The organism is Parabacteroides gordonii MS-1 = DSM 23371 (genome assembly GCF_000969825.1).
Classification (GTDB): domain Bacteria; phylum Bacteroidota; class Bacteroidia; order Bacteroidales; family Tannerellaceae; genus Parabacteroides; species Parabacteroides gordonii.
On the sequence record NZ_KQ033919.1, the window covers coordinates 2518742 to 2542779 of the forward strand.

Consider the following 24038-nt stretch of genomic DNA (forward strand, 5'->3'; position numbering starts at 1 on the left):
TGTCTAATTTAAGGTTTACGGGTCAAAGATAAAAAAAGAGGATGAATTCATCCTCTTTTTTTACTACTTATAAACAATCTGCTATTTTAGTCTTACGGCTCCATCACCACCTCGATACTATTCCCCTGACCAAGCAGCTTTTTGGTAAAAGCCTGTATTTTAGCCGGAGTAATACCATTCAGCGTTTCGACATACTTTGTTGCGCCGTCGAAGCCTTTGTAGTAATAATTATCCAGTGTATTCAGCCAGTAGCTGTTTTCCTGTTGGTTTTCTGCATGACGTTTCAGGATATTGTCCTGCGTCTTTTTGAAATCTTCGGGACGCGGGCCGATGTCGGAGATACGTTTCAGTTCGTTGCGGACGATTGTGTTCATCTGTTCGCGTTTGCCCGGGTCGGTATCGAAGTAAGCCTGCAGGAATGTTTGTCCCTCGGGGAAAGTGGAGATACGTGCGGAAGTCTGTACACCGTATGTTCCACCTTCTTCTTCGCGTACCTTTTCCATATAAACAAGGTCGAGCACCTGTTTTAACATGGTTGCCGTAAGGATGTTTTCCAGGTTGTAATCCATCTGACCGGAATAGAAGTTTACGACGGAAGCTTTCGGGGTTTCCATCTGGCGTTTGAAACGGTTGACGTATTCGCCTTTGCGGATGGGCGGGACTTCTTTTACATTTCCTTTTTCAATAATAGCTTTATTGAGAAAAAACTTCTTGTTTTGTGGGAATCATCAGGCGGCGGAAAACACAGCTGTTATATGTTCATTGTTAGTATCATGCAAAGCATCTCAAGTTAATCCCAGAGAATGGCTTATCGATATAATTGCTTGGCTACCATATTACACAAGAGATAAGGGAAAAGACCTAAAAGAGTTGCTACCCAATTACTGGAAACAGAGAAAATCCAAAGAAATCTAACAATACTCTAATGAAAAGCATCTTATAAACAGAGAATCGCTATAAACTTATTAGATTTATATAGCGATTCTATAATTTATACGGATACTTTATCGGGGGCTTGCGAAATAAGCTGGTAAAAGTTCTTGTAGGTCAGCATCGTTCTGGTAAAGGATTGTTTATGATGAGGTATGAAGTTGAAAGTAAGCGATTTATAGAGGGGCATATGAAGCATACTTTAGTGACTTGCTCATTTAATAATGTCCAAGTTACTAAAGTCTGTTTCTTTAATGTTGTCTGTTAGCATTTTATTGTCTATATCTTAAATTACCTGGCCTCTGATGAAGGACTTAGGTCACTAATTAATCCCATCCGAATTTTTTTGTTCCTAAAATGCGATAATATGGACTTTCCTTAAGAGTATACGAATGGTATCTATCCCACATATCTACTTGACCAACACTATGAGATTGATTATATCTGGCTTCAGATACTACTTTTAATGTTGTCTTATGACTACTGTTTTTAATTTTTATATCTTCATATGATATAGTTTCCTTATGATTTGGTCGATAAGTAATAAATTTATTTCTATGAGAAATTTCGAATTGTATAAAAGATGGTGCAATTGTTGGAATTTTAGAAGAATTTTTATAAAAAGTCAAATAAAGGTTTTTAAATGAACTTTCAAGACTTTCTTCTGTCATTTCAACATAAACCGGTATTATTTTAATATTATAAGTGAATTTTATTAATAGTGGTGAATTGTCTCTAGCATGAGCGTAAGTTACAAATATGGGTACTCCTGGTTCATTTTTGCTAAAGGTTCCCTTTTTTATATGGTTTAAGAAGCCAGTTAAACCAGTAAATGATTGAGCCGAACTCATCCCATTCCCTGCAACTAAATATACTTTAAAATCACAACTTTGTAGAAAATCTTTCTCTTCTTTAGTGAAATTCGTTGAATTATTTATAAAAATTGATTTAAATACTTTATTGATATATTCCTTAGATGTATTAACAGAAGAATCAGTCTCCAATGTTAAAACACCTAATCGTCCGTAAGCAATAGAATTCATATAGACAGCTTCGTCAATTTCATTTTCAGGTATAGAAGCTATACCGTTTTGAGGATAGTCCATAATGGCTTTAAAACTGGTTTGGTAAAATCTTACAGTAAGTCCGGTTGATTTAGAAATGGTTATATCCTCTCCACCTTCTTCTGTCGAATAACCCCAGAATAGCCCTGATACGTCTTTGTTGCTTCCAAATGAACTTTTGAGTTCATTATATGAAGTGAATTGTTCTACAGAAAAATTGAATTCCTGATTCTGACTGAAATTACCTTTTTGAGTTTGAGATTCAACATATTGGCCAATGGTTATATAAGAAGGATTATTGATTGTACTAGCTGTTGTTCCAAGTAAAGTTAATCCCACTCTTATCGGATTTCTTTGATATGTTAAGGGTTTATAATCCAAATCAGCTACTGAACTTTTCTTTATGATATTTCCAAGCCATACATGAGGCAAAAGCTCAGGAAGCACAATAGATTCTGATGTTTCAACATTTCTTACCTGTATTAAAGGATTTCCAGAAGATTTTGTTAATAAGCTAATTGAATCTATGTTTTCTATATTTCTATATGTAGATATATCAATTGATAGAGGAGTGTTTTTTACTGATTCTATCATACTAGTGATGTCGTTTTCATCTTCGTTTGAACATGATAAAACAATTGTGAAACAGAAAATTAACGCTGTTATATTTATATAGTTTTTCATGATTAATTGGTTGTAAATGATGTTGAAAATATAGAGTTATCACTTGCGTAATTACAAGTAAAGAATATAGGTACACCAGGAACTTCTTTTGAAAATTCTCCCCCATTTACAATAAATTCTTGAAATTTGTCGAATCCCATTACTAATTTTGCTACTTCTGAGCCTGCTCCACCGTAAACTAAAATCCGAATTTCTGCTTTTTCGAGTAATTCTTTGGATGTGGCATCTAGTTGTAACTCACCTCCGACAGCTTTTACGGTTAAAGCTAATTTAAAAGCCTTCTTTACTTCTTCATAATTTGATTCGCTTTCTATTGATATTATACCCATTCTTCCAAAAGTGACTGAATTAATATACACAGGGGATAGATGAGATGTTGCAGCTAAATCTGATTGATTCTTGAAAATATTACCATCAGTAGGATAATCCATGATTACAGAGAAATTCTTCTGTAGGATTCTTGCAAATAGACCAGTTTTTTGCTTTATTTTACCGCTTTCGTATGTTGCATCTATTTTTAAAATATTGAAAATATTGATATTTCCTCCAAATGCTAATTTCATTTCATTATAATATGAGAACTGTCGAAAATCATATTCAAATGACAATGATTGTTGTCCTGAAAATTTAGGAGATTCTACAGCTTTACCTAAAGATGTATACATAGATACAACTCCAGGAGTTGGAATTACGTCTGTAAAAAATCCTGGAAAAGTATAAGCTACAGAAATTGATTTTACAGGTTTATTTATAGGATTTATAGTTAAATCATTTATAGAAGCTGCAGTATAGACTCCTCCAATAAATAAATTAACAGAGGTAATTGCTATTTCAGAACTTTGATTTTGTCCTTTACTTATTATTCCATAAGGATGAAAAGATTCATCCCAATCAAGAGTTTTGGAAGGGATAATAATGGGATCTGGTGTGTAGATCTTGTCTGAACTACTTTCACTGATATCACTATATTCCAGATCTTCTTTAGAACAAGATGCAAAAATAAGTAATAAAATTGCAAAATAATAAATTTTCTTTTTCATAATCTTCGCTTTTTAATTGTTTGATATTATTTAGCTTATACTAATTCATTTTCTTAAACCTATAATATATATTGCACCAAGCAGCTATATCATTGTTATTTAACATATCACTAGGTTTTTCAAAATAACCATTTTTGTGAAATATTTTATTAAATGATTGTAAATCAAAATCACTTCCTTTCCATAAACTGACTCCCAATGCGTTATTAGATTTGCGCACAATATAAAAACCGAGATGTGTTGTAATTTCGTCATTGTTGTTATCTACTGTACAGAAAAAGGTGTATGATTGATCATTTCTTAAAATGAATATAGAATCATTATGTTTGTGTGTTTCAAAGTAAATTGGATCCATTGATTTGATTTTCAGAATTAGTGAATCTGAATTTTCGTTAATTATTATTGTATCAGAGTAAGGCATTTTAATATTAGGCCAAAAGGTTAATGCTTTTTGTTCATTAAAATCTTTTATTAATCCCCTTTTTCCAAGGTATAAATTTAAATCTGTTAATAAATAACTGCCATCAAAGACATAGGTCTTATTAATAGATGATTCTATTGATATTGTTTCTTTATTACAAGAAAAAAGAGTGAGAGTAATGAATAATAATAATATTGTAAATGTTTTATGAATTGAAAGCATGGACTATATTTGTTTTAATGTGATAAATTCTTGTTTTCACTTCAAAATTAAGTAATATTATGCATGGCTAAGATGAATATGTATTCATAATTTGACTATGAATCTGAATTTTCATTAATTTATATAGTTGTTTATATTGAGTTGTTGATTTATGAGTATTAATTAACTACATTTTGTATTTGTCAACCTTACTTTTGGTAAATGAGACTAAACACTTTGTGTGCAAGAGCCTGAGATCGAACAACGGATGCCCGAGACTTTTCGTTTGACTTCTTGATAAGATGGTAACATCAAGATTCTTACGTGACTAGATTTATAGAGGAAAGATATAAACGGGTGTGCCAAACTAAAGTGAATTCCAAAAGTTTTTTGTCTAATTTTTAGAGTTCATTTTAGTTTGGCACACCCTCATTAAATTTAATAATTTAACATTTCTATATATGTTTTCATAGCAGTATTATTCTTTTATTAGATTATATGTGCTCTTAATTGATTCAAGAATATCCAACGTTTGATCCAAATCTTCTGTTGTATGCATGGCTGTTACGCTGAAACGTAACCGGGATAACTTCTCAGGGACAACCGGATAACTAATCGGATTTACATATATACCTCGATCGAACAATACACGAGCAGCCTCTTTTACATTTTGTTCACTACGCACCATAACAGGAAATATAGCTGATTCTGTATTCCCGAAATCCAGGTGTAGTTGCTCAAGTCCTTTCTTAAAGTAATTGATGTTATCAAGTAGGTTGTTTCTTAATTGCGGTTCCTTATCAACGAGCTGGATCGCTTTAATGGCGGAAGCAGCCGTTTGCGGAGTGGCAGCAGCGGAGAATATATTTTGTCTTGAATAATATCTTAATAAAGTTATGATTTCTTTTCTGGCAATTGCATATCCGCCAACACATCCAAAAGACTTGCTGAATGTTCCGGTTATCATATCTACCTTATCCAATAGGTCATAATCTTCAATAATTCCTCTTCCTGTTTTTCCTAAGACACCAATTCCATGTGCATCATCCACAATTAAGTAAGCACCAAATTCCTTACAGACCGTATATATTTTATCTAACGGAGCGATATCGCCATCTTGTGAATACACGCCGTCTATAATAACAAACTTATTTTTGAAATCTCCTGCGTTTTTTAGTACATGAATAAGTGAATCTACATTGTTATGGAGAAATCTTTTCGTATTGGTACATAAGCAACCATCAAAAACACTGGCATGTGTGAACATATCCATTATTGCAATATCCTGTTTTCCCATTAATGAGAGTAAGGTGCTTGAATTGGCTGCATATCCGGAAGTGTATGATAGAGCGTATTCGTTTTTCATGAAACGGGCGATTTCCTGCTCTAATTGCTCATGTAAAAAATTATGTCCCCCGATTAATGGACTGGCACCAGCACCGGCTCCATACTGTTCTAGTGCTTTTATACCGGCTTTTATTACTTCCGGATGGTGTGATATCCCTAGATAATCATTTGATACGTAGCTGATTACTTCTTTTTCTTTATTGGAGTAAGGATCTATCAATTTCATTCGTGCATTGGAACCTGTTAATGAGATAACACGGTAGGGCAAATGTTGGATTTGATGTCTATATGAAATATAATCATCTATTTGTTTGGCTCTGGTCAAAAGGTCTTCTCCCCGGTTCTCAAAGTCTTTTAATGTCATGTTGTCGAATTTGTTTTGCATAAGGTAAACTGTTTTTGGAATTATAACTATAAAAGGAAATAATATATTTAATGGATCTTTTTACGGATCTGGCTTAGTGTTTGAGGAGCTACTCCTATATAAGAAGCTATATATTTTAAAGGAATTTGTTGAATAAAATCTTTGTTTTTAGTCATTAGCTCTTTATATATTTCTTCACATGAAAGTCCCAATAATTGTATTTCTCGGTTAATCTTTCGTACTAAAGCATCTTCTAGAACGATTCGTGCGATTTTATTTATATTCAAGGAGGTTTCATATAAGTTGACCAGGTCTTGCTTTGCCAATTTCCAGATTATACAGTTAGTCAGAGCTTGAATATTTATGATAGAGGGTTCTTTTTGCTTAAGAGAGAAATAGGAATTCGCAAATTCTCCGGGAAAGGAGAACCAAAAAGTAATTTCCTTATCAGGATCATTATGACTAGTAGTAGTCCAATAACGGAGGATACCTTTTTCTATGAAGTAAAGATAGTTCTCAAAATCACCGATTTTGATGGAAAATTCATTTTTCTTTATTTCTTCTCGTTTGAAGTGTTCACAGAAAAAGGATTGTTCTTCCGTGGTAAGCCGTAAACCTTTGTTCAAGGAGTCAAGCTCATTTACGGACTGTTCTATTAGTAAGGCTATATTCGTTTTCATACAATTTCTTTTTTGTTAAATGGTGTTTATGTGGCGTCTTATTTTCAACGTATCAACGCAAAGTAAGAATAATGTCTGAACCGTCAAACAAAAAATGAAAAAATTATGGGAATGCCTTGTATTTATTAATATAGATTCATTATGCAGGGAGTAAATATGAAATATTTACTCTGTTATTATTATGGGAGCATTAGGATCCTCTTTTATAAAGACGATACATTTATCATTTAAAATAGTGTTTTTAAAGGCATTTATAATGGTATCACTACATTCTTTCAGGCTTACATATATGTGATTATCTTCAAAATTCAGCATATGACCTACTATCTTGATACTATCTATAATAGAACTGTTCTTTTTATCTTGAAGAAATTGGGTTAATATACTATCTACCTTTGTCAGATGGTTATACGAAAAATTACATGATTTAATAGAAAAGTCTGTACTATTAAGAATTTTGGTCATTTCTTTTTTCCCTTTCAATGTATCTCCTACAATATAGATTATGAGATTATAATCATCATCAGTAAAATTCCCACCATAGAAATCCGGGTATTTTTTCTTCTCTCTATAATAATCTCTGATTGTTAATAAGTTTTTTCTATATGTAGCCAATGAAATTCTTCTTGGCCAATTTTCGGGTTTAAGGGGATAAGCTTCACCCTCTGATTTATTCCTTTGCTCCAAAATCTTTTTTTGAGCAAAATCCTGATTGGAGTTGATGGAACTATCCTTGTTGGGACTTGTACAATAACAAAGGAATAGTATTATAATTAGTATTGTTAGGAGTTGTTTCATACTTTGTATATAGTGGATGATAAAAATACGAAAGTATTATGGTTTTCCATAGTACTTTCGTATTTATTATAGGTTTAGTATGTTGTGAGATTCATTGTTCTATTTATTTCTGACGCAGAAATGAAGTATGAATAGCCACCACCTGCAGCTTCATGTATTCCATAAATATTATTACTACCTGAATAAACGATTCCACCACTATCTCCGTCTTGACTAGGATAATTCGCTTTAGTTAGTCCGTAAAGTGTTACTTTTATTCCCATACTAGGAATAGTTATTGTTCCGGTAACATTAGTTGCAATGACTTGTGATCTTAATCCTGCATGATTATTTTTACCCTCCATAGTTACATTTGCTCCTTGAAAAGGAGTTTCTACATAAGATGATATATAGATATTTTGCCAAAATGTGTAGTTGCTAGGATTATTCGTTTGTACAAAAGCTGCATCAACTGAACCACCAATCATTGTATTTGTACATGTTCCAATAAAGCCTTCAGGCCCATAAACAGACTCTCCATAACTCCTTACAACATGGCCTGATGCTACTATGCCATTGGATCCATTTGAACGTGCTCGATATCCAAAAGACCCGACCCCAGAACCTTGGCATTCTTCTCCAGGATAAACCTCTGCATGTGCCATTATTTTGTCAACTGATTTTTCAAATACTAGCATTGGCGAATCCATAACAAGACCTTTGAATTGAGTGATTTTTTCCTCGTTGCAATCATTCAATTCAATGAATATTCTATTTTTGTTAGGAAGAAGTCCAAAACTTTCTAATCCGCATTTTTCAATTATAGATTTATTTACTTCGTTGAACATAAATGAATTTAGTAAATCTAATGTTTCATTTAATTCATTCATTGAATATGTTGCTAATTTCAGAATAAAATCGTTACTTTTTGTTCTCTGTATGAAATTATCTTTATACAGAGCCGTGTCTTTATTAACAAGAATAACAAAATTATTATTATCAATGTATGCACCGCAGTAATAATCAGGATAAAGCAGGGTATTAGAACGTAATGGAGTTGCATTAAATGATTCCATTAAATTTATTCCTATTGCTGTAAGATCTTTCTGTTCGGTGGAAGATGCTTTTGTTACAGGAATACTACCATCATCAGATAATATATTATCTGAACAAGATGTCATTGCACATATGGCTGTCAGTACCATAATTTTGAATAGTAATTTTTTCATGACTTATAATTTAAATGATTAATAAATACAATTCAAAATTACTTTTGTATATTTTATTATTCGATAAACATATATTCAATTGCAAATAGATTAAATGAAGATATATTAATAAATATGATTATTTAGTATAGAATAGTGATTTTTTGTGTTGTAATGAATAGAAGTAAGAGCAAATTGAGAATATTTTTTTACTTGTAGTTTCTCAATTTGCTCTTTATTTACGGCTCCATCACCACCTCGATACTATTTCCCTGACCAAGTAGCTTTTTGGTAAAAGCCTGTATTTTAGCCGGAGTAATACTATTCAGCGTTTCGACATACTTTGTTGCACCGTCGAAGCCTTTGTAGTAATAATTATCCAGCGTATTCAGCCAGTAACTGTTTTCCTGTTGGTTTTCTGCATGACGTTTCAGAATATTGTCCTGCGTCTTTTTGAAATCTTCGGGACGCGGGCCGATATCGGAGATACGTTTCAGCTCGTTGCGGACGATTGTGTTCATCTGTTCCCGTTTATCCGGGTCGGTATCGAAGTAAGCCTGCAGGAAGGTTTGTCCCTCGGGGAAAGTGGAGATACGTGCAGATGTTTGTACACCGTATGTTCCACCCTCTTCCTCACGTACCTTTTCCATATAAACAAGGTCAAGCACCTGCTTCAACATGGTTGCCGTAAGGATGTTTTCCAGGTTGTAATCTATCTGACCGGAATAGAAGTTTACGACGGAAGCTTTCGGGGTTTCCATCTGGCGTTTGAAACGGTTGACGTATTCGCCTTTGCGGATGGGCGGGACTTCTTTTACATTTCCTTTTTCAATTTTACCGTTGGCCGGCAAGGTTGCCAGGTATTGTTCTACCAGCGGACGGATACTATCGGTATCGATATTTCCTACGAAAGTGAAGACGAAGCCGGAAGCATCACCGAAACGCTCTTTATACATTTCCATGATACGCGGGTAACTTATGTTTTTGAAATCAGCTGGCTCGATACGCATGGCGCGCGGGTTGTTATTGTAAATAGCCTTGGTCAGCGAGTCGCTGAAAGCCACCATCGGGTTCAGTTCCACGTTTTTTAGCTGGGCGATCATACGGTTCTCGAACGATGCGTATGCCTCTTCGTCCATTCTTGGAGCGGTGAAATAGAGATAGATCAGTTCGAACAACGTTTTCAGGTCGGAAGGTGTGGAAGAACCGTTCATATTTTCACTATCCATTCCCAGTGATGGAGAACAGGACACTTTCTTTCCGGCCAGAAGTTTGTTCAGGTCGGTTGACGAGAAGTTACCCAGGCCACCCAAATCGATGACTTCGTTGAATATTTTCAGGTTGTCGATGTCCTTGTTGCCGAACAGCGTGCTTCCGCCCGGGCTGGTTGCCGTCATAACGATTTCATCTTTTTTGAAGTCGGTATGTTTCAATACCACTTTGATGCCGTTGCTTAAAGTCAATACGGTTGCACCGAACAGCGGATCTTCTTTACTCTCCGTAATCTTGCCGGGAGCAGGCAGTTCAGAGATCAGCGGCTCGTTGGAAAGAGTTTCCTTATAGGGTTCGACAGGGATACGTTGCGCTTTCATAAAGTCGCGAAGCAGCTCCTCGTCCGTAGGGTAAGTGATGCCCTCTTTTTCAGGCCCGGTCAAGCTGATAACGATATTCTTTTCGTCGATCATATCCTGAATATATTTGTTGACCTGTTCCACCGGAACCGCCTGGGCGATCTGCCCGATCAGTGCATATTCGGTTTCGATCCCCGGGATATATCCGCCTTCTGTGAAATGGCGCACATATTCATTGGTGAAGGCACTGTTGCGTTGTTTATCGCGGTCGTTATAAATAGACTCGTACTGTTTCAGCACATTGATACGGGCACGGTCGTATTCCGAAGGTGTGAAACCGAAACGTTTTACACGCTCCGTCTCTGTCACCAATGCATTCATCGCTGAGTCCACTTCGTTTTCCTTCACCAGTGCGGCAACCGACCAGGCACCTTTCGTCTTCGAGATCATATAATCGCCGTCTGAAGCCTGGGCTGCAACGAACGGGGGATTGGCTTTCTGTACCATTTCGTTGAAACGTTCGTTCATCATTGTGGCGGCTACGCTCTGGATATAATCTTTTACCACGCCGGCAATCGTTCCGTACATATCCTGCGGCATCTTCTCATGTTTGTAGAAGATGGATAAGATGGTGTTTGATGCTTCCTTATCCGTTGCAATGGAGATCAGCGGCATATCGTTGTCGGCTACTTCGAACATTTTACGCGGAGCCGGGTTTACCGGAGCCGGAATATCAGCAAATATCTTTTTAACGGCCGCTTCTACCCGGTCGACATTAATATCTCCTACAATAATGATAGCCTGCAGATCCGGACGGTACCATTTATGATAATAATCGCGTAGTTCATCCGGTTTGAAATTGTTGATTACATCGATCGTTCCGATCGGCATCCGATGGGCATAACGGCTGTTCGGATACATTTTCGGCAATTGTTGTTCCCAGAGACGAGCCTGTGCATCCTGTCGTGTACGCCATTCTTCACGGATCACGCCGCGTTCCTTTTCGATCGCAGAGTCGGCCAGCGTAATGAAGTTCGACCAGTCGTGCAGGATCAGCAGGCAGGAGTCGACTACGCTTTCACGGGTTACCGGTGCATTCATGATCATATACACCGTTTCATCGAAGCTGGTATAAGCATTAAAGTTTTCACCGCCACGCATACCGACACTTTCGGTAAATTCATCCATCCCTTTATCGGGGAAGTTTTTCGATCCGTTAAAGGCCATGTGTTCCAGGAAGTGAGCCAGTCCGCGCTGGTTTTCTTCTTCCAGCATGGAACCTACATTCTGGGCGATATAGAAGTCCGCCCGTTCTTTCGGCAGTTTGTTGTGACGGATATAATACGTTAATCCGTTGGGTAACTTACCATAACGAACCTGCGGATCGATAGGCAGTGGTTGCAGTTCCTGCTGTTGTGCTGCCAGCTGGAAAAGGCTGAAGAAGGTCAGCAGGAAAAGACAGAGGAGTCGTTGTTGTCTCATTACTATATATTTATTATTTAGTTACTTATTTATTATCATTATCATCGGGTAACACAAACATAATGTGTGTACCACTTCCCAATTGATATATTTCTTTATCGGTTACTAACAGTTTCAAATCCTTCTGTGCCTGATAGCGTGAACAATCGTTGAGAATGGAGTATCCTCGTGTTGTGATATGTTCGTTTCGCTCCAGATATTTGATTAGCTTGGCTTTACGTTGGGGAAAAGTCTGTTTGGCGGGTGGACTGACCTGTTCCAGTTTGGCTGCTTTCAATGTCTCTTTCAACTTTTTAGAACAGCGGAAATTTACATTGTCTACTGTCACCCGCATTTTTCCGTCCGGTAGTGGATGGGTACGTAGGGAAGGAGAGAAATGTCCCAAGTCTTCCAGTTCTACGTTGTCTCCATATTTTAATGAATGTCCGATTGCCCATACAAACGAGTCGAGTACGGCTTTGACATCGGCGGAAGAAATCGATCCGCGTTGGCAGATAATTTCGCAAAGATCATCCATTTTCACAGTCCCGCGTGATAAAGCCCGGGCATGGCTTAGAGCCTTTCCTTTCCTGCCGTTGGGCTGTGGAGTGTCGTGTATCTTGAATTTTATTCCCATATCTGTTTATTTGGGTTACGATCTGTTTGTAATTATTCTTAGGAGTAATCTCTTTTTTTCGCCGGGTAATTGCTGGCTGATAATTGTCGGCCAGCCTGCTCACATTTATCAGCCAACTGGCTCATAACTATCGGCCAGTTGGTCGACAATTATCGGCCACTGAATAAGTTGGCTACAAATATACAAAACAACGGGGTGAATTGTTCAGGAGATCGGGATCTTTTTGGAATATATACGAAATAATTATCCGTAAGGGAAGAAGAATGAAAATATAACTTTCTGTCCTTGACTTTCAGTTTTTTCAATACCTTTGTATTGTGTAACTATAAGTATAACAAGTAAAAAACAATGATAGATATTGTTAGACAAAAATTGCAGACCATACAACTTACAGATCTTTTAAGTGGGGGAAAATGTATGAATTTCGGGGTGGATAGCTTTCCTGACGCAATGTATGTTCACCCCGAAGAGTTGCATCGGCATGATTATTATCAAATAGTATTGCTGACAAAAGGTTCGGCTATTCATACAATCGATTTTGTTACACATTCCATTGAGTCACCTGCTGCAGCTGTCGTTTTCCCTCAGCAAATACACAAATGTAAGTTTTCTGCGGATGCAGAAGGTAAGGTTGTTTTATTTGACAAGACAGTGTTTTGTTCGGAGATACTTGCCAATGAATTGAAAGAATATAATTTGGATATTCACAAAAGGCTAAACTCAATCTCTTTTAATGGTAAAGAAAAAGAGTTTTTAAGTTTACTCACCATCGAACAAAATATTCGTGAATTGTATGCAGAACTTAATCTGATTCGAAAAATGCAGATTAAGTTCATGATGAAGATACTTCTTCTAAAATTAATAGACCAAGCCCCAACCTATCATTCACCTTCAGGTGCGGATAAGGATATTCAACATTACATTCATTTTCGATCCTTGATAGACGAGTATTATGCCACGGAGCGTAAATTGAATTTTTATACCACTCGATTAGGGGTGTCTGCCAAAAAACTGACAGCTTTATGCCTGCTTTATAGTGGAATATCCCCATCCGTATTAATTCATGAACGTTTATCGTTGGAAATTAAGAAATGTTTCTTGTATGAAGACATCACGTTGAAAGAAATGGCATTCAGGTTTGGCTTTTCCTCACAGTCAGCTTTGAATAAATATATTGCCACTAAATTCTCAATGACACCATCGGAGTTGAAAGAACATGTTTTGCGATTGTCTGCAGGAAAGTTGTAGTTGTTTCCCTATTTTATAAATCATCAGCCCTATTTTATAAATCCGGCTACAAAGAACAGCGGTAACTTTGCGGCATAATTCTAAAGATAAAATAGTATGGCTAAATTATTTGGAACTCCGGAGCTTTATCACGGAGTAGGTTCACTTGGTGAACTTAAAAACATTAAAGGTAAAAAGGCTGTCATTGTAATTGGCGGTAGTTCGGTGGTTAAAAACGGAAGTTTACAGAAGGTTGCGGCTCTTTTAGATGAAGCCGGATTGCAACATACCGTATTTAGTGGCGTAGAGGCAGACCCGTCCATTGAAACAGCCCGACGGGGCGCAACCCTTTTTATGGAGTTTCAACCCGATTGGGTGATCGGATTAGGTGGTTGTTCGGCAATTGATGCAGCAAAAGCTATGTGGGCTTTGTATGAACATCCTGAACTGACGTTTGAAACAATGACTCAAATTGGTGGTATTCCACCGTTGCGTAACAAGGCACGCTTTATTGCTATCCCTTCAACCAGCGGAACAGGTACGGAAATTACAGCATTGGCAGTTATTACTGATCGTACGAACAATGTGAAATACCCGTTAGTTTCGTATGAGTTGCTTCCAGATATATCAATCGTCGATGGAGTATTATGTAAATCGATGCCTGCTGATGTTACTGCAAATACAGGACTTGATGCGCTGACTCACTGCGTGGAAGCCTACGTTTCTAATATTGACGATAATTATGCTGATGCATTTGCCAAAGGTGGTATTGAACTTATCTTTAATAATCTCAAACAAGCAATAGCTGATCCTCAAAACGAAACTGTAAGACAGAATATGCACGATGCTTCTTGTCTTGGAGGATATGCCTTTACTAATGCGTGGTTGGGTATTGCTCATTCGATGGCTCATCAGATTGGTGGAACTTTTGGTATTCCTCACGGTTGTGCCAATGCGATTGTTCTGCCGAGTGTAATTCGTTATAATGCTGCTGTAACCGGACGTTACGCAGACCTTGCACGTTTGTTGGGAAAAAGCACTAGTGAGGAGTTTGCTACAGCAATAGAGGTGTTGCGCACAGAAGTAAATGTTGCACCGTCGGTAAAGGCTTGTGGTATTGAGCAAGAGACTTGGGATCAGGAAGTAAAGCGTATGGCTGAACATGCAATGTCTGATCCGTGTACAGGATTCAATCCACGTAAGTTGAAACTGGAAGAAATGGAACGTCTTTTTATGGCTGTTTACGAAGGTGTAAGAGTAAATTTTTAATCAGTTAGTCAACAAGGAGCAAAATACAAGGGAAAGAAGTGGGCATAATTCCATCTTTTTCCCTTTCTTAGATTGAAAAAAGAGATGTTGTAAGTACAAGTGTTAAAGAATCGGGTCTATTCCTATGATTTATTCTATATAATAGTACCTGAATTAGTGGAAAAATTACTAATTTTCCACTTTGAATAACACACGATAAATGAATGAAAAGCGCTTTTTACCTTATATCCTGTCTGTTAACTTTTGTGATGTGTAATAAACGCTTTGAAGTGTTGTCGCTTGAATTAGTACATGCCGAATCTTTTATGTTAAGTCATTCGGACATCATTAAACATACAATAAAGAGGCGGCAGGCATCATTTTGATGATTATGCCGTCTTTTTCAAATGTGTCACTCTGGTTAAGGGTTACAATAGTACCTTGTTTTATGCCGAGATTTTGTATGGCTTCCAATAAGCCGTTATATTCACGGTCGAAGTTTTCATTGGTGATAGTCAAACAGACTTGTATGGCTTCTTTTACAGTGCTTTTCTCAATTGCGATAAAATCGCACTCGCCACGGTCTTTATAATAGAAAATATGTTTGTATTTTCTGCGCAGATGTAAGAAAACGAGGTTTTCCAGGCGCCTGCCCATATTGTCACTGGTTGATAGGGCGTTTTCAGTGTAGAGCCCCATATCTGTCACATACACTTTTTTGGGGTTACGTGCCTGTATCTTCAGTGAATGGCTGAACATGGGGATGAAATCCAGTAGATAAGCGTCTTTCAGGAATGAAAAGTATTCCAGAAAGGTTGCCGGCGATTTTATATCGAACATTCCTGCCAACTTATTTGCGGAAACAAGATTTCCAATATTGGTTATCAGGTATGCAGTGAGTTGACGCAGTGAATTAACATCCCGAACAGAATGTCTGATTGCTATATCACGCATTAATATATCATCCACTAAAGCATTCAGTACGTATGAAACGCTACTTTTCACATACTCGGGAATTCCTCCTGTCTTCAGATAATCGATCACTGCATTTTCGTCATTGTTCAATTTTTTGAAACGAATAAACTCGGAGTAGGAAAACGGAAACAGTTCCATTGATAAATATCTGCCTGTAAGGTGTGTGCCTAGCTCTACACTAAGCATAGAGGCATTAGAACCGGTAATAAAAACTTTATAACCTTCACGTAATAATTGGTTAATAAACTTTTCCCAGTTTTCTATGACCTGCACTTCATCGAAGAATAATACCCGTATTTCTCTACGTTCAATTTCTTTGTGCAGACGGGTAAAGTCGGCTGTTTCAAAACCGGAAAGACGTATATCGTCAAAATTAAGATATATGGCATTCTGATAATCCCGGCGAAGTAATTGTAGCAATAATGTACTTTTCCCGCAACGACGTATCCCGGTTATGATGGTCGCGAATGAATTCACTATTGGTATCTGGGACAAGGCATCGCGGCTAAAGCCAGAATCTTGTTTCAAAAACACTTCCCGCTGTGAGTCTATCACCAGGCTTATTTCTTCTTGTCTTATCATAGCCGTAATCTTAACAGGAATAACCTTTTGCTACAAAGATAAAATATCTTTCGATAATAATGAATGATATCTTTCATTTTGAATGAAAGAAAGTACGACGATACTGCTGTATCATTGTTGGGTTATCAAACATAACTTATATATAGTTATATTTTCTGTTGTTTATAAGTTATGATTGATAAAAATGCTATATTTGCTTCGTTTATCAAGTATAACTTATAAAATTATGAAGATAATAGAGCGGCCTGTTTATAGCAAACGAATAAAACCTTTTATTGGTAAAGGCATTATAAAAGTGCTCACCGGTCAACGCCGAGTGGGTAAAAGCTACATCATGATGCAGTTGATGGAAGATATTCGTAAGGAAAATGTGGATGCCAACATCATATATATCAATATGGAACATGAGGAGTTTCGTATGATCCATAATGAAGATGATTTGTTTGCTTACCTGAAAGATAAAATAATAGAAGGGGGTGACAATTATCTTTTTATTGATGAAATACAAGATATTGAAGGGTTTGAACATGTGCTACGCAGTTTGCAGGCGAAAGAAAGTTGTGATATATTTTGTACGGGTAGTAATGCCCGGATGTTGTCAGGTGAGCTTTCAACCTTCCTTTCCGGACGTTATATAGAATTTCATATACATAGCCTGAGTTATACGGAATTTCTTGTTTTCCACCAATTACCGGATAATAATCAGAGCTTGCTCCTGTATCTTACTTACGGAGGGATGCCCTATCTTTCAAAGTTGGCATTGACGGATGAACTGGCGTTCGAATATCTTCGAAATGTCTATGCTACCATTTTATTGAAGGATGTAGTCAAGCGCGAGGGTATCCGTAATGTTGATTTCCTGGAAACGCTGGCTCTTTATGCAGCAGATAATGTCGGCAATTTGTTCTCGGCCAATAATATCAGTAAATATCTTAAATCTCAACGGGTAGATATTTCAACAACACAGGTGATAAATTATTTGAAAGCATTAGGTAATGCTTATTTGATCAATAAAGTAGGGCGGGTAGATGTAAACGGATTGAAGAAATTTGAAATAGGGGATAAATATTTCTTTGAAGATCTGGGGTTGCGTAATTGCCGTTTGGGCTTTAACCTGCAACGAGATATTCATAAATTGTTGGAGAATGCTGTTTATCTACATCTTTCTTTTCTTCAATATGAAATATATGTCGGTCAGAAAGATAATCAAGAGATTGATTTTGTTGCCTTAAAGCAGGGGAAGAAAGTGTATATACAGGTGACTTATCTGATTCCGGATGAAAAAACCCGGGAACGTGAATTTGGGAACCTGATGGCTATCCAGGATAATTATCCGAAATATGTAGTTAGTCTGGATGAGTTCAACAGAGGAAGCGATGTGGAAGGGATTATGCATCTTCATCTTTCGGATTTCCTGAAAAAGGAGCTTTTGTAAAGTAGACAAATCAGAAATAAGACCGGAAACATGATTTTGACACTGTGATATTTTCGAGTATGGAAGAATATTCTTACATTTGAAGAAATATTTTCGAGTATGGAAGAAAATTTTGCATTACTGAGTCAATACAATTTTTGGAATGGGAATGTTCCTGAATTAGGTTTTATACGGGTTGGTTATACAGATAAGATTTTTGATTACACAGGAAATAAGCTGATCAAAGTTCTTGTAGGACAGCGTCGTGTAGGGAAAAGCTATCTGCTTCGGCAAATTGCTTACCGGTTAATTCAAAGTGGAATAAATCCTCGGAATATATTTTATATCAATAAAGAATTTACTGATTTTGACTGTGTACAAGATTATCATGATTTGGAAACTTTGTTGAAACAGTATAAAGAAGCTTTGAATCCTGATGGGAAAGTTTGGTTGTTCATAGATGAAATACAAAATATATCTGGCTGGGAGCATTTTGTAAACTCTTATTCTCAGAACTTTATAGATAGTTATGAAATCTTTATCAGTGGTTCGAACTCGAAAATGTTATCGGGAGAATTGGCTACCCTTCTGTCCGGGCGATATGTGAATTTTGAAATATTTCCATTTAGCTTTCAAGAATATGCAGGCATAACTGGTAAAAGTGAGAGCAGACAAAGCTATATTGAATATATGGAAAGCGGGGCTTTGCCGGAGTTATTTATTTTACCCAATAATGAAACCAAGCGTAATTATATCGCGGCAATAAAAGATACTGTCTTATTAAGGGATATTATTCAACGAAACAGTATAAAAGATCCGAAGTTGCTGGAAGATATTTTTATTTATCTTATAAATAATGCCTCCAACCTGGTTTCGATCACTAATATTCTGAACTTCTTTAAAAGCAATAAAAGGAAAACTACTTATGATACAATATCTAACTATATAAGTTATATTGAGAATACTTTTTTGATTCATAAGGCTGAACGCTATGATATAAAAGGGAAAGATACTGTATCGGGTAATTGTAAGTATTATATTAACGATCTTGCTTTTAAGAATTATCTTTATTCTGGTTTTGCCTACGGAATTGGTTATAAACTGGAAAATCTTATTTATTTACAATTGCGACGTTCCGGATATAATGTGTATGTGGGCGCGATGCGGGATAAAGAGGTCGATTTTGTGGCCAGTAAAGGTGATCGTATTATTTATTTGCAAAGTACGTATCTGCTTTCGGACGAACAAACTGTCCGTCGCGAATATGCTTCTTTGGAAGCGATTCAGGATAACTATGAAAAGTATGTTGTGTCTCTTGATGATTTCTCTTTTCCTTCCAATAAAGGGATACAGCATATTCAGGCTTGGAAGCTGACGGAAATTATCTGATTAACTTATAATGACACACGATAAACGAATGAAAAGCGCTTTTTACTTTATACTCTGTCTGTTAACTTTTGTGATGTGTAATAAACACTCTGAAGTATTGCCGCCTGAGTTAGTACATGCCGAATCTTTAATGTTGAGCCATCCGGACAGTGCTCTGGCTATTCTTGATTCAATGAAGATACCGTCTCCAGAAAATGAATTACAGTATGCTACCTGGTGTTTGCTTATTACACAGGCTCGAGATAAAAATTACCTGAAACATACGTCGGATTCTTTAATAAATAGAGCTCTCGAATATTTTGAAAAACAGGATGATCCGCTCAGAAAGGCAACAGCCTTGTATTATGAAGGACGTGTGAACTACGATATGAATAGGGCAGAGGAAGCTGCAACATTCTATTTACGTGCACGGGATGTAGCAAAGAATACAACGGATTATAATTTGCTCTGTTTGATAAATTCCCATCTGGGAACATTGTATCTTCATAGGGACTTATGTACTCAAACAACTGAGGCCTATAAGCTTGCTCATGATTACTCCCTGTTATTGGGAGACAGTGCAACTATATCATACTCTTTTTCATATTTAGGGCGTGCTTCTATAATTTGTGGCGATATGGATAAAGCTGTGGGCTATTATAAGGAAGCTATAGATATTGCCGAAAAATGTCGAAGTCAAAGAGCTTTAACTTCGGCTTGTGCAGAAATAGCAATGGCATATACCAGAATGGGGGAGCTGGATTCGTCTTTGTATTATCAGGTAAAATCATTAGGTATAGATGAAAGATCTGGTTCCCTTGATTTTTCACAGATACGTTTAGGTATAGGAGAGACATATCGCTTGATGGGGCAGTTTGATTCGGCGTATTACTATTTAGAAAGTGCGTTGAATACGACGAATGTATATGTTAAAAAAAATGCAAGCCAGGAATTATACTATTTGTATCGGGATTTCGGAAAATATAAAGAAGCGATAGCGCATAATGATTTATATCGAATGTATATGGATTCGGTAGAGAATATTAATCGTAGTATGAAAGTGGCTGAAATACAGGCAAAATATGACCGGCAAAAGCTTTTAAACGAAAATAATCAATTGTTGATTCAAAAAAGTCATTTTATAAAAAGTGCTTTGTCCATTCTGATCTTATTGCTTATACTAATCGGTTCATTGATATTTGTCTACCAACGTAAATTATTGCGTAAAGAGCGTGATATTCAGAAAACGAAAAAGCAGTTGCAGTCTCATTTAGTTCATTTGCGTGAAAATGAATCTGTTATCAGAAAGAATGAAGGTTTGATCAAATCATTATCTTTGCAAATAGAAGAAAATACGGAACTGCAGGAGTCTTTGCAGGATAGAATTTTTGAAATTGAATGTATTCGCCAAAAGAATGAATCACTACTTGGTCAAAATAAGCTTTTACAGGAGAATATAGAAAACTACATTTATAAGTTACAGGAAAAAGGAATTGAGATAGAGACTTATGAATGTTTGGCAGTTCAAAATACAGTTTTGCATGACCGTGAAAAGTTCCTTTGTAACGAATTGGTAAAACGAATGGAAGTATTAAATAACCTGGCAGTATCTCCTCGTTATATAACAGATGATAAATGGACTGAAATCTTCGATTTAGTAAATATGGTCTATGAGGATTTAACTTATCGTCTGCAGAAAGATTTCCCCACATTAACGGATAGTGATCTCCGGATTTGTTGTCTGATTAAATTGCATCTGAGCAACCCCATTATAGCGACATTAACAGGAATTTCCTCTTCTTCCGTAACTAAACGGAAACAGCGTTTAAAAGAACGTATCAGCCAACATTTGGTTACTCCCCTGGATAGGGAAACTTCAGTCGACGCTTTTCTTTGGGAATATTGAAAAATGATTTGTCCGTATTTTATGGATATAATAGATGGTAATTGCTTTATTAATAGTATTTTATAATTTGTGGATGTCCACATTGATTCTATCCTTGTTTGTTGCAAAACACATATCTTTGTTATGTATTAATCATCTCAAATAATTAAAATCATGGTAAAGGGTAAAAAAATGTTTACATGGATTGTATGTGTATTTTTTGTACTTATTTTCAGTGGATTAATAGTACAGGATTTGTCTGCAAAGACAATGTCCGCAGTTACATTTGGCGGTTGGTGGACAGAAGGGCATCGTTCTGCTTCCGGAGTTGTTCCTATTTCTGCTGTTATTAATGGGGATATCTTATCTATTCAAAGTTCCAGCCAGCGTTCCGATATTGTTGTACGAATATCGAAAGATGGCATTGTTCTTTATGAAGCGAGAGTTTCGGCTTCAGAAGCAGAATATACTATGATTGATTTAGGTGGTTTAGATGCAGATACGTATGTTCTGGATTTGACAAACCAATGGGGAGATCACCTATATGGAATATTTGAAAAAGAAGGAAGTAATAGTCTATAGGTAATAAGATGTTTGCAAAGTGTTTTGAGAGTGTGTGAAACTGACTAACTATTTAGTTAGTGGTAAAATCAGGTGAATAGAGTTTATATTTCATATATAGGCTCTATTTTTTTATTTCCATTGATCCTTTTTATCTGATTTACCTTGCATTTTAATGGCTTTTTATAAATCATTTTTGGGTATATTTGAATGTTTATTACTTTAACTTTTATACGATTGATTTTTAACCAAAAAGAGGATTTACTTTTTAAACAAAACTTTTACAGCTTCTGTTCTATATGCAAATCGAAAGAAATATACTTCCTCTGTCCTTTCCTTGTACTAAAATGACTCTGGTCGGTATTTTAGGTGTTAAGTTAATCACAAGATAAATTTGTTTTATTATGGGAAGAATTGTGTATTTTCTTCATGCCATTGGTATACTTTTTTTATTATCATCTTGCATAAAAGAAGATATGGATGATTGTGTAATAACACATACTGTAAAAGTATATGTAAAGGATAAGAATTATTCAAATATAGAGAGTGTTTTCCAGCTGGTAAAGAAAGATGAAAACTTGCCTTATCGTGCATTTATTAGTACGGTGCATTATCAGTTACGTGATATAAAAACCGGACAAATTGTTGAAGAAAAGTCAGATAATGCATTAAGTGATAGTGACCAGTTCTATACAATTCAGTTCAATAATTTGCCTCAGGGTGATTATAATCTTACTGTGTGGGGGAATATACAATCGGATATGGCAACCGGTATTTTACATAATAATGGTAATGAGTTGACAGATACTTATGTTGCCAATAAAAATATCACTTTTACTTCCGAGCCTTTTTCCGACCTGTTAATGCTGGAGAGAGCTAAAGGTGATTTGCTTCTGCTTTGTTCGAATTTCCCGTCTGAGATAACGCAGGTAGAAGAAAAAGTTACTTCATTATATGATACGGTAGATCCTTATTTGAAGTATACGGGGAATACGACTGTTCACAAAACGGGGCCTGTTAAACCTCTTATTGAGACTGTGCTGGCACCTTCTGTGGCGGGGGGAAGTTCGAAGTTACACCTTCGTTTCTTTTCCGGTACTTCCGGGAATGCATCTAAAGAACTTGTTGTTCCGGAAATACCTCTTATAATGAATCGAAATCAGGTAACTGCTGTGGAGGTTAACTATAATAAGATCACCGACGTATTGGAGATATGGACGTATGTCGATGGTGAGTGGACTATGATCCATCATTTGGATATCTTAAACACCAAATAATATATTCTTTTTTCTAGTTATTTACTTTAATAATTTCGGCTTATGAAAAGTGTTGTTTTTTTATCAGTAATTTCTTTACTGATGTTTGCCTCATGTTCAAATGAAGACAACGTAGATCCTGTAGAGAGTGAAAACGGTTCAGTTACTTTTGAACTGTCAGCAGTGAATGAAATAGAGAGTGGCTCGGTGACACGTGCTCCGGTTTATAGCCAGGAAGCCACCCAGCATGTAACCCAGGTGGATGTGTATGCTTTTAAAAAGAGTGGCTCGGATTATCTTTTTGAAAAATCGTACAATATTGCAGGCTGGACGGACGGTACGACTTTCAAACGTTTTTCCGTTCCGGAAGAGAACAAACTGGCTATGGGAGATTATAAGTTCCTGGCGGTTGGAGTCGGAGCGGATAATCAGTTTGCAATAACATCACCTACTGCTTCCACGACTAAGTTTGAAGATATGGTGGCTACTATTGCTACGACAGGTAACGAAACGGAGATCTTTGCCGGTTCTACCCCTTATACGATCATCGCCCAGGGTAGCCGTGTCAGTATCCAGATGACTCGTCAGATAGCCGGTGTTCTGGGATATTTTAAGAATGTACCGACAACGGTAGACGGAACTGCTGTTAAGTACCTGCGGCTTTCAGTATCGGCCACCAATAAAGTGACGAACCTTTCTACAGGTGCCGGATCGACAGCGGGAACCAGTCCGTACAATATTATCGATATCGACCTTTCTACACAAGGTACAGCGAATGATGTTTATACCGGAAATACGGTTGGGTCTGGTGTTGTCAAAGTTGCGAATTCACAGCTTAGCGGTAAATATATGGTTCCTGTTAGTGCTATTACAATGACTTTGGGCTTGTATGATGCGAGTGGAACAGCTCTCAGGACATGGGCGGTTTCTTCTCCCGGAACAGGTACGAGCTTCGATATTCTGGCCAACCATTTCTATACGTTAGGTAGGAAAGTGACTGCAGGCAGTACTGTTGGAGATCCGGATGATCCGAATGATAACGATAATCCGATCGATTTGCTGACTGACCAAACAATCACCATCACTATCTCTCCTAACTGGGTGGCTATTCACGATTTGGTTCTACAGACTCCTTAA

General features: G+C 36.7%; 18 protein-coding genes and 2 pseudogenes. 9 read left to right on the top strand and 11 right to left on the bottom strand.

Features of this window, described 5'->3' with window-relative positions; translation table 11 throughout:
• Window positions 1-92 precede the first annotated feature (92 nt).
• Window positions 93-686: pseudogene (locus tag HMPREF1536_RS09635) on the bottom strand (insulinase family protein); the annotation flags it as partial.
• Window position 687: 1 nt separating this feature from the next.
• Here HMPREF1536_RS09635 and HMPREF1536_RS09640 point away from each other — a divergent pair.
• A pseudogene (locus HMPREF1536_RS09640) lies at window positions 688-915 on the top strand (IS66 family transposase); the annotation flags it as partial.
• A gap of 341 nt (window positions 916-1256) precedes the next feature.
• Here HMPREF1536_RS09640 and HMPREF1536_RS09645 read toward each other — a convergent pair.
• From HMPREF1536_RS09645 to HMPREF1536_RS09685, 9 genes are all read right to left on the bottom strand, one after another.
• The gene (locus HMPREF1536_RS09645; RefSeq protein ID WP_044193577.1) at window positions 1257-2678 is read right to left on the bottom strand and encodes a thiol-activated cytolysin family protein; all 1422 of its coding nucleotides are present in this window, start codon (window positions 2676-2678) and stop codon (window positions 1257-1259) included.
• A gap of 2 nt (window positions 2679-2680) precedes the next feature.
• Window positions 2681-3718, bottom strand: a complete 1038-nt coding sequence (locus tag HMPREF1536_RS09650) for a thiol-activated cytolysin family protein (protein WP_052349941.1) — start codon at window positions 3716-3718, stop codon at window positions 2681-2683.
• A gap of 40 nt (window positions 3719-3758) precedes the next feature.
• Window positions 3759-4361: a hypothetical protein gene (locus tag HMPREF1536_RS09655; protein WP_028730172.1), complete on the bottom strand. Its 603-nt coding sequence runs from the start codon at window positions 4359-4361 to the stop codon at window positions 3759-3761.
• A gap of 457 nt (window positions 4362-4818) precedes the next feature.
• Window positions 4819-6072: an aminotransferase class I/II-fold pyridoxal phosphate-dependent enzyme gene (locus HMPREF1536_RS09660; RefSeq protein ID WP_028730173.1), complete on the bottom strand. Its 1254-nt coding sequence runs from the start codon at window positions 6070-6072 to the stop codon at window positions 4819-4821.
• Between the two features lie 47 nt (window positions 6073-6119).
• Complete coding sequence (locus tag HMPREF1536_RS09665) at window positions 6120-6731, bottom strand: Crp/Fnr family transcriptional regulator (protein ID WP_028730174.1); 612 nt, start codon at window positions 6729-6731, stop codon at window positions 6120-6122.
• Window positions 6732-6896: 165 nt separating this feature from the next.
• A complete protein-coding gene (locus tag HMPREF1536_RS09670) occupies window positions 6897-7529 on the bottom strand; it encodes a hypothetical protein (RefSeq protein WP_028730175.1) in 633 nt (210 codons plus the stop codon).
• Between the two features lie 74 nt (window positions 7530-7603).
• Entirely contained in the window at window positions 7604-8737 is a 1134-nt protein-coding gene (locus HMPREF1536_RS09675; RefSeq protein ID WP_147337524.1) for a chymotrypsin family serine protease, read from the bottom strand.
• A 218-nt stretch (window positions 8738-8955) separates the two neighbouring features.
• The gene (locus HMPREF1536_RS09680) at window positions 8956-11769 is read right to left on the bottom strand and encodes a M16 family metallopeptidase (protein WP_044193579.1); all 2814 of its coding nucleotides are present in this window, start codon (window positions 11767-11769) and stop codon (window positions 8956-8958) included.
• A 25-nt stretch (window positions 11770-11794) separates the two neighbouring features.
• A complete protein-coding gene (locus HMPREF1536_RS09685; protein WP_028730178.1) occupies window positions 11795-12385 on the bottom strand; it encodes an HU family DNA-binding protein in 591 nt (196 codons plus the stop codon).
• Between the two features lie 348 nt (window positions 12386-12733).
• Between HMPREF1536_RS09685 and HMPREF1536_RS09690 the strand changes: the two genes are divergently transcribed.
• Together HMPREF1536_RS09690 and HMPREF1536_RS09695 are read left to right on the top strand one after the other, a co-directional pair.
• On the top strand, window positions 12734-13633 hold the full coding sequence (locus tag HMPREF1536_RS09690; protein ID WP_028730179.1) for an AraC family transcriptional regulator: 900 nt from the start codon (window positions 12734-12736) through the stop codon (window positions 13631-13633).
• A 96-nt stretch (window positions 13634-13729) separates the two neighbouring features.
• Window positions 13730-14881, top strand: a complete 1152-nt coding sequence (locus HMPREF1536_RS09695) for an iron-containing alcohol dehydrogenase (protein WP_028730180.1) — start codon at window positions 13730-13732, stop codon at window positions 14879-14881.
• Between the two features lie 327 nt (window positions 14882-15208).
• Here the strand turns inward: HMPREF1536_RS09695 and HMPREF1536_RS09700 are convergent, their stop codons facing one another.
• Window positions 15209-16417 (bottom strand): ATP-binding protein, encoded by a 1209-nt coding sequence (locus tag HMPREF1536_RS09700; protein WP_028730181.1) that lies wholly within the window; start codon window positions 16415-16417, stop codon window positions 15209-15211.
• 226 nt (window positions 16418-16643) lie between these two features.
• On the opposite strand from HMPREF1536_RS09700, the gene HMPREF1536_RS09705 reads away from it, so the two are divergent.
• From HMPREF1536_RS09705 to HMPREF1536_RS09730, 6 genes are all read left to right on the top strand, one after another.
• Complete coding sequence (locus HMPREF1536_RS09705; protein ID WP_028730182.1) at window positions 16644-17852, top strand: ATP-binding protein; 1209 nt, start codon at window positions 16644-16646, stop codon at window positions 17850-17852.
• A 99-nt stretch (window positions 17853-17951) separates the two neighbouring features.
• Window positions 17952-19220, top strand: a complete 1269-nt coding sequence (locus HMPREF1536_RS09710; RefSeq protein ID WP_028730183.1) for an ATP-binding protein — start codon at window positions 17952-17954, stop codon at window positions 19218-19220.
• 28 nt (window positions 19221-19248) lie between these two features.
• Window positions 19249-21105 (top strand): tetratricopeptide repeat protein, encoded by a 1857-nt coding sequence (locus HMPREF1536_RS09715; RefSeq protein WP_028730184.1) that lies wholly within the window; start codon window positions 19249-19251, stop codon window positions 21103-21105.
• 153 nt (window positions 21106-21258) lie between these two features.
• Window positions 21259-21666: a DUF3244 domain-containing protein gene (locus tag HMPREF1536_RS09720; protein WP_028730185.1), complete on the top strand. Its 408-nt coding sequence runs from the start codon at window positions 21259-21261 to the stop codon at window positions 21664-21666.
• A 455-nt stretch (window positions 21667-22121) separates the two neighbouring features.
• Window positions 22122-22922, top strand: a complete 801-nt coding sequence (locus HMPREF1536_RS09725; RefSeq protein WP_052349942.1) for a FimB/Mfa2 family fimbrial subunit — start codon at window positions 22122-22124, stop codon at window positions 22920-22922.
• 42 nt (window positions 22923-22964) lie between these two features.
• A complete protein-coding gene (locus tag HMPREF1536_RS09730; RefSeq protein WP_028730187.1) occupies window positions 22965-24038 on the top strand; it encodes a FimB/Mfa2 family fimbrial subunit in 1074 nt (357 codons plus the stop codon).

Bases quoted from the DNA above. Each gene is read 5' to 3' on its own strand.
- HMPREF1536_RS09690 (WP_028730179.1), top strand. From the start codon at position 12,734: ATGATAGATATTGTTAGACAAAAATTGCAGACCATACAACTTACAGAT.
- HMPREF1536_RS09670 (WP_028730175.1), bottom strand. From the start codon at position 7,529: ATGAAACAACTCCTAACAATACTAATTATAATACTATTCCTTTGTTAT.
- HMPREF1536_RS09645 (WP_044193577.1), bottom strand. From the start codon at position 2,678: ATGAAAAACTATATAAATATAACAGCGTTAATTTTCTGTTTCACAATT.
- HMPREF1536_RS09680 (WP_044193579.1), bottom strand. From the start codon at position 11,769: ATGAGACAACAACGACTCCTCTGTCTTTTCCTGCTGACCTTCTTCAGC.
- HMPREF1536_RS09675 (WP_147337524.1), bottom strand. From the start codon at position 8,737: ATGAAAAAATTACTATTCAAAATTATGGTACTGACAGCCATATGTGCA.
- HMPREF1536_RS09695 (WP_028730180.1), top strand. From the start codon at position 13,730: ATGGCTAAATTATTTGGAACTCCGGAGCTTTATCACGGAGTAGGTTCA.
- HMPREF1536_RS09685 (WP_028730178.1), bottom strand. From the start codon at position 12,385: ATGGGAATAAAATTCAAGATACACGACACTCCACAGCCCAACGGCAGG.
- HMPREF1536_RS09710 (WP_028730183.1), top strand. From the start codon at position 17,952: ATGGAAGAAAATTTTGCATTACTGAGTCAATACAATTTTTGGAATGGG.
- HMPREF1536_RS09720 (WP_028730185.1), top strand. From the start codon at position 21,259: ATGGTAAAGGGTAAAAAAATGTTTACATGGATTGTATGTGTATTTTTT.
- HMPREF1536_RS09655 (WP_028730172.1), bottom strand. From the start codon at position 4,361: ATGCTTTCAATTCATAAAACATTTACAATATTATTATTATTCATTACT.
- HMPREF1536_RS09725 (WP_052349942.1), top strand. From the start codon at position 22,122: ATGGATGATTGTGTAATAACACATACTGTAAAAGTATATGTAAAGGAT.
- HMPREF1536_RS09715 (WP_028730184.1), top strand. From the start codon at position 19,249: ATGAAAAGCGCTTTTTACTTTATACTCTGTCTGTTAACTTTTGTGATG.
- HMPREF1536_RS09705 (WP_028730182.1), top strand. From the start codon at position 16,644: ATGAAGATAATAGAGCGGCCTGTTTATAGCAAACGAATAAAACCTTTT.
- HMPREF1536_RS09730 (WP_028730187.1), top strand. From the start codon at position 22,965: ATGAAAAGTGTTGTTTTTTTATCAGTAATTTCTTTACTGATGTTTGCC.
- HMPREF1536_RS09650 (WP_052349941.1), bottom strand. From the start codon at position 3,718: ATGAAAAAGAAAATTTATTATTTTGCAATTTTATTACTTATTTTTGCA.
- HMPREF1536_RS09660 (WP_028730173.1), bottom strand. From the start codon at position 6,072: ATGCAAAACAAATTCGACAACATGACATTAAAAGACTTTGAGAACCGG.
- HMPREF1536_RS09665 (WP_028730174.1), bottom strand. From the start codon at position 6,731: ATGAAAACGAATATAGCCTTACTAATAGAACAGTCCGTAAATGAGCTT.
- HMPREF1536_RS09700 (WP_028730181.1), bottom strand. From the start codon at position 16,417: ATGATAAGACAAGAAGAAATAAGCCTGGTGATAGACTCACAGCGGGAA.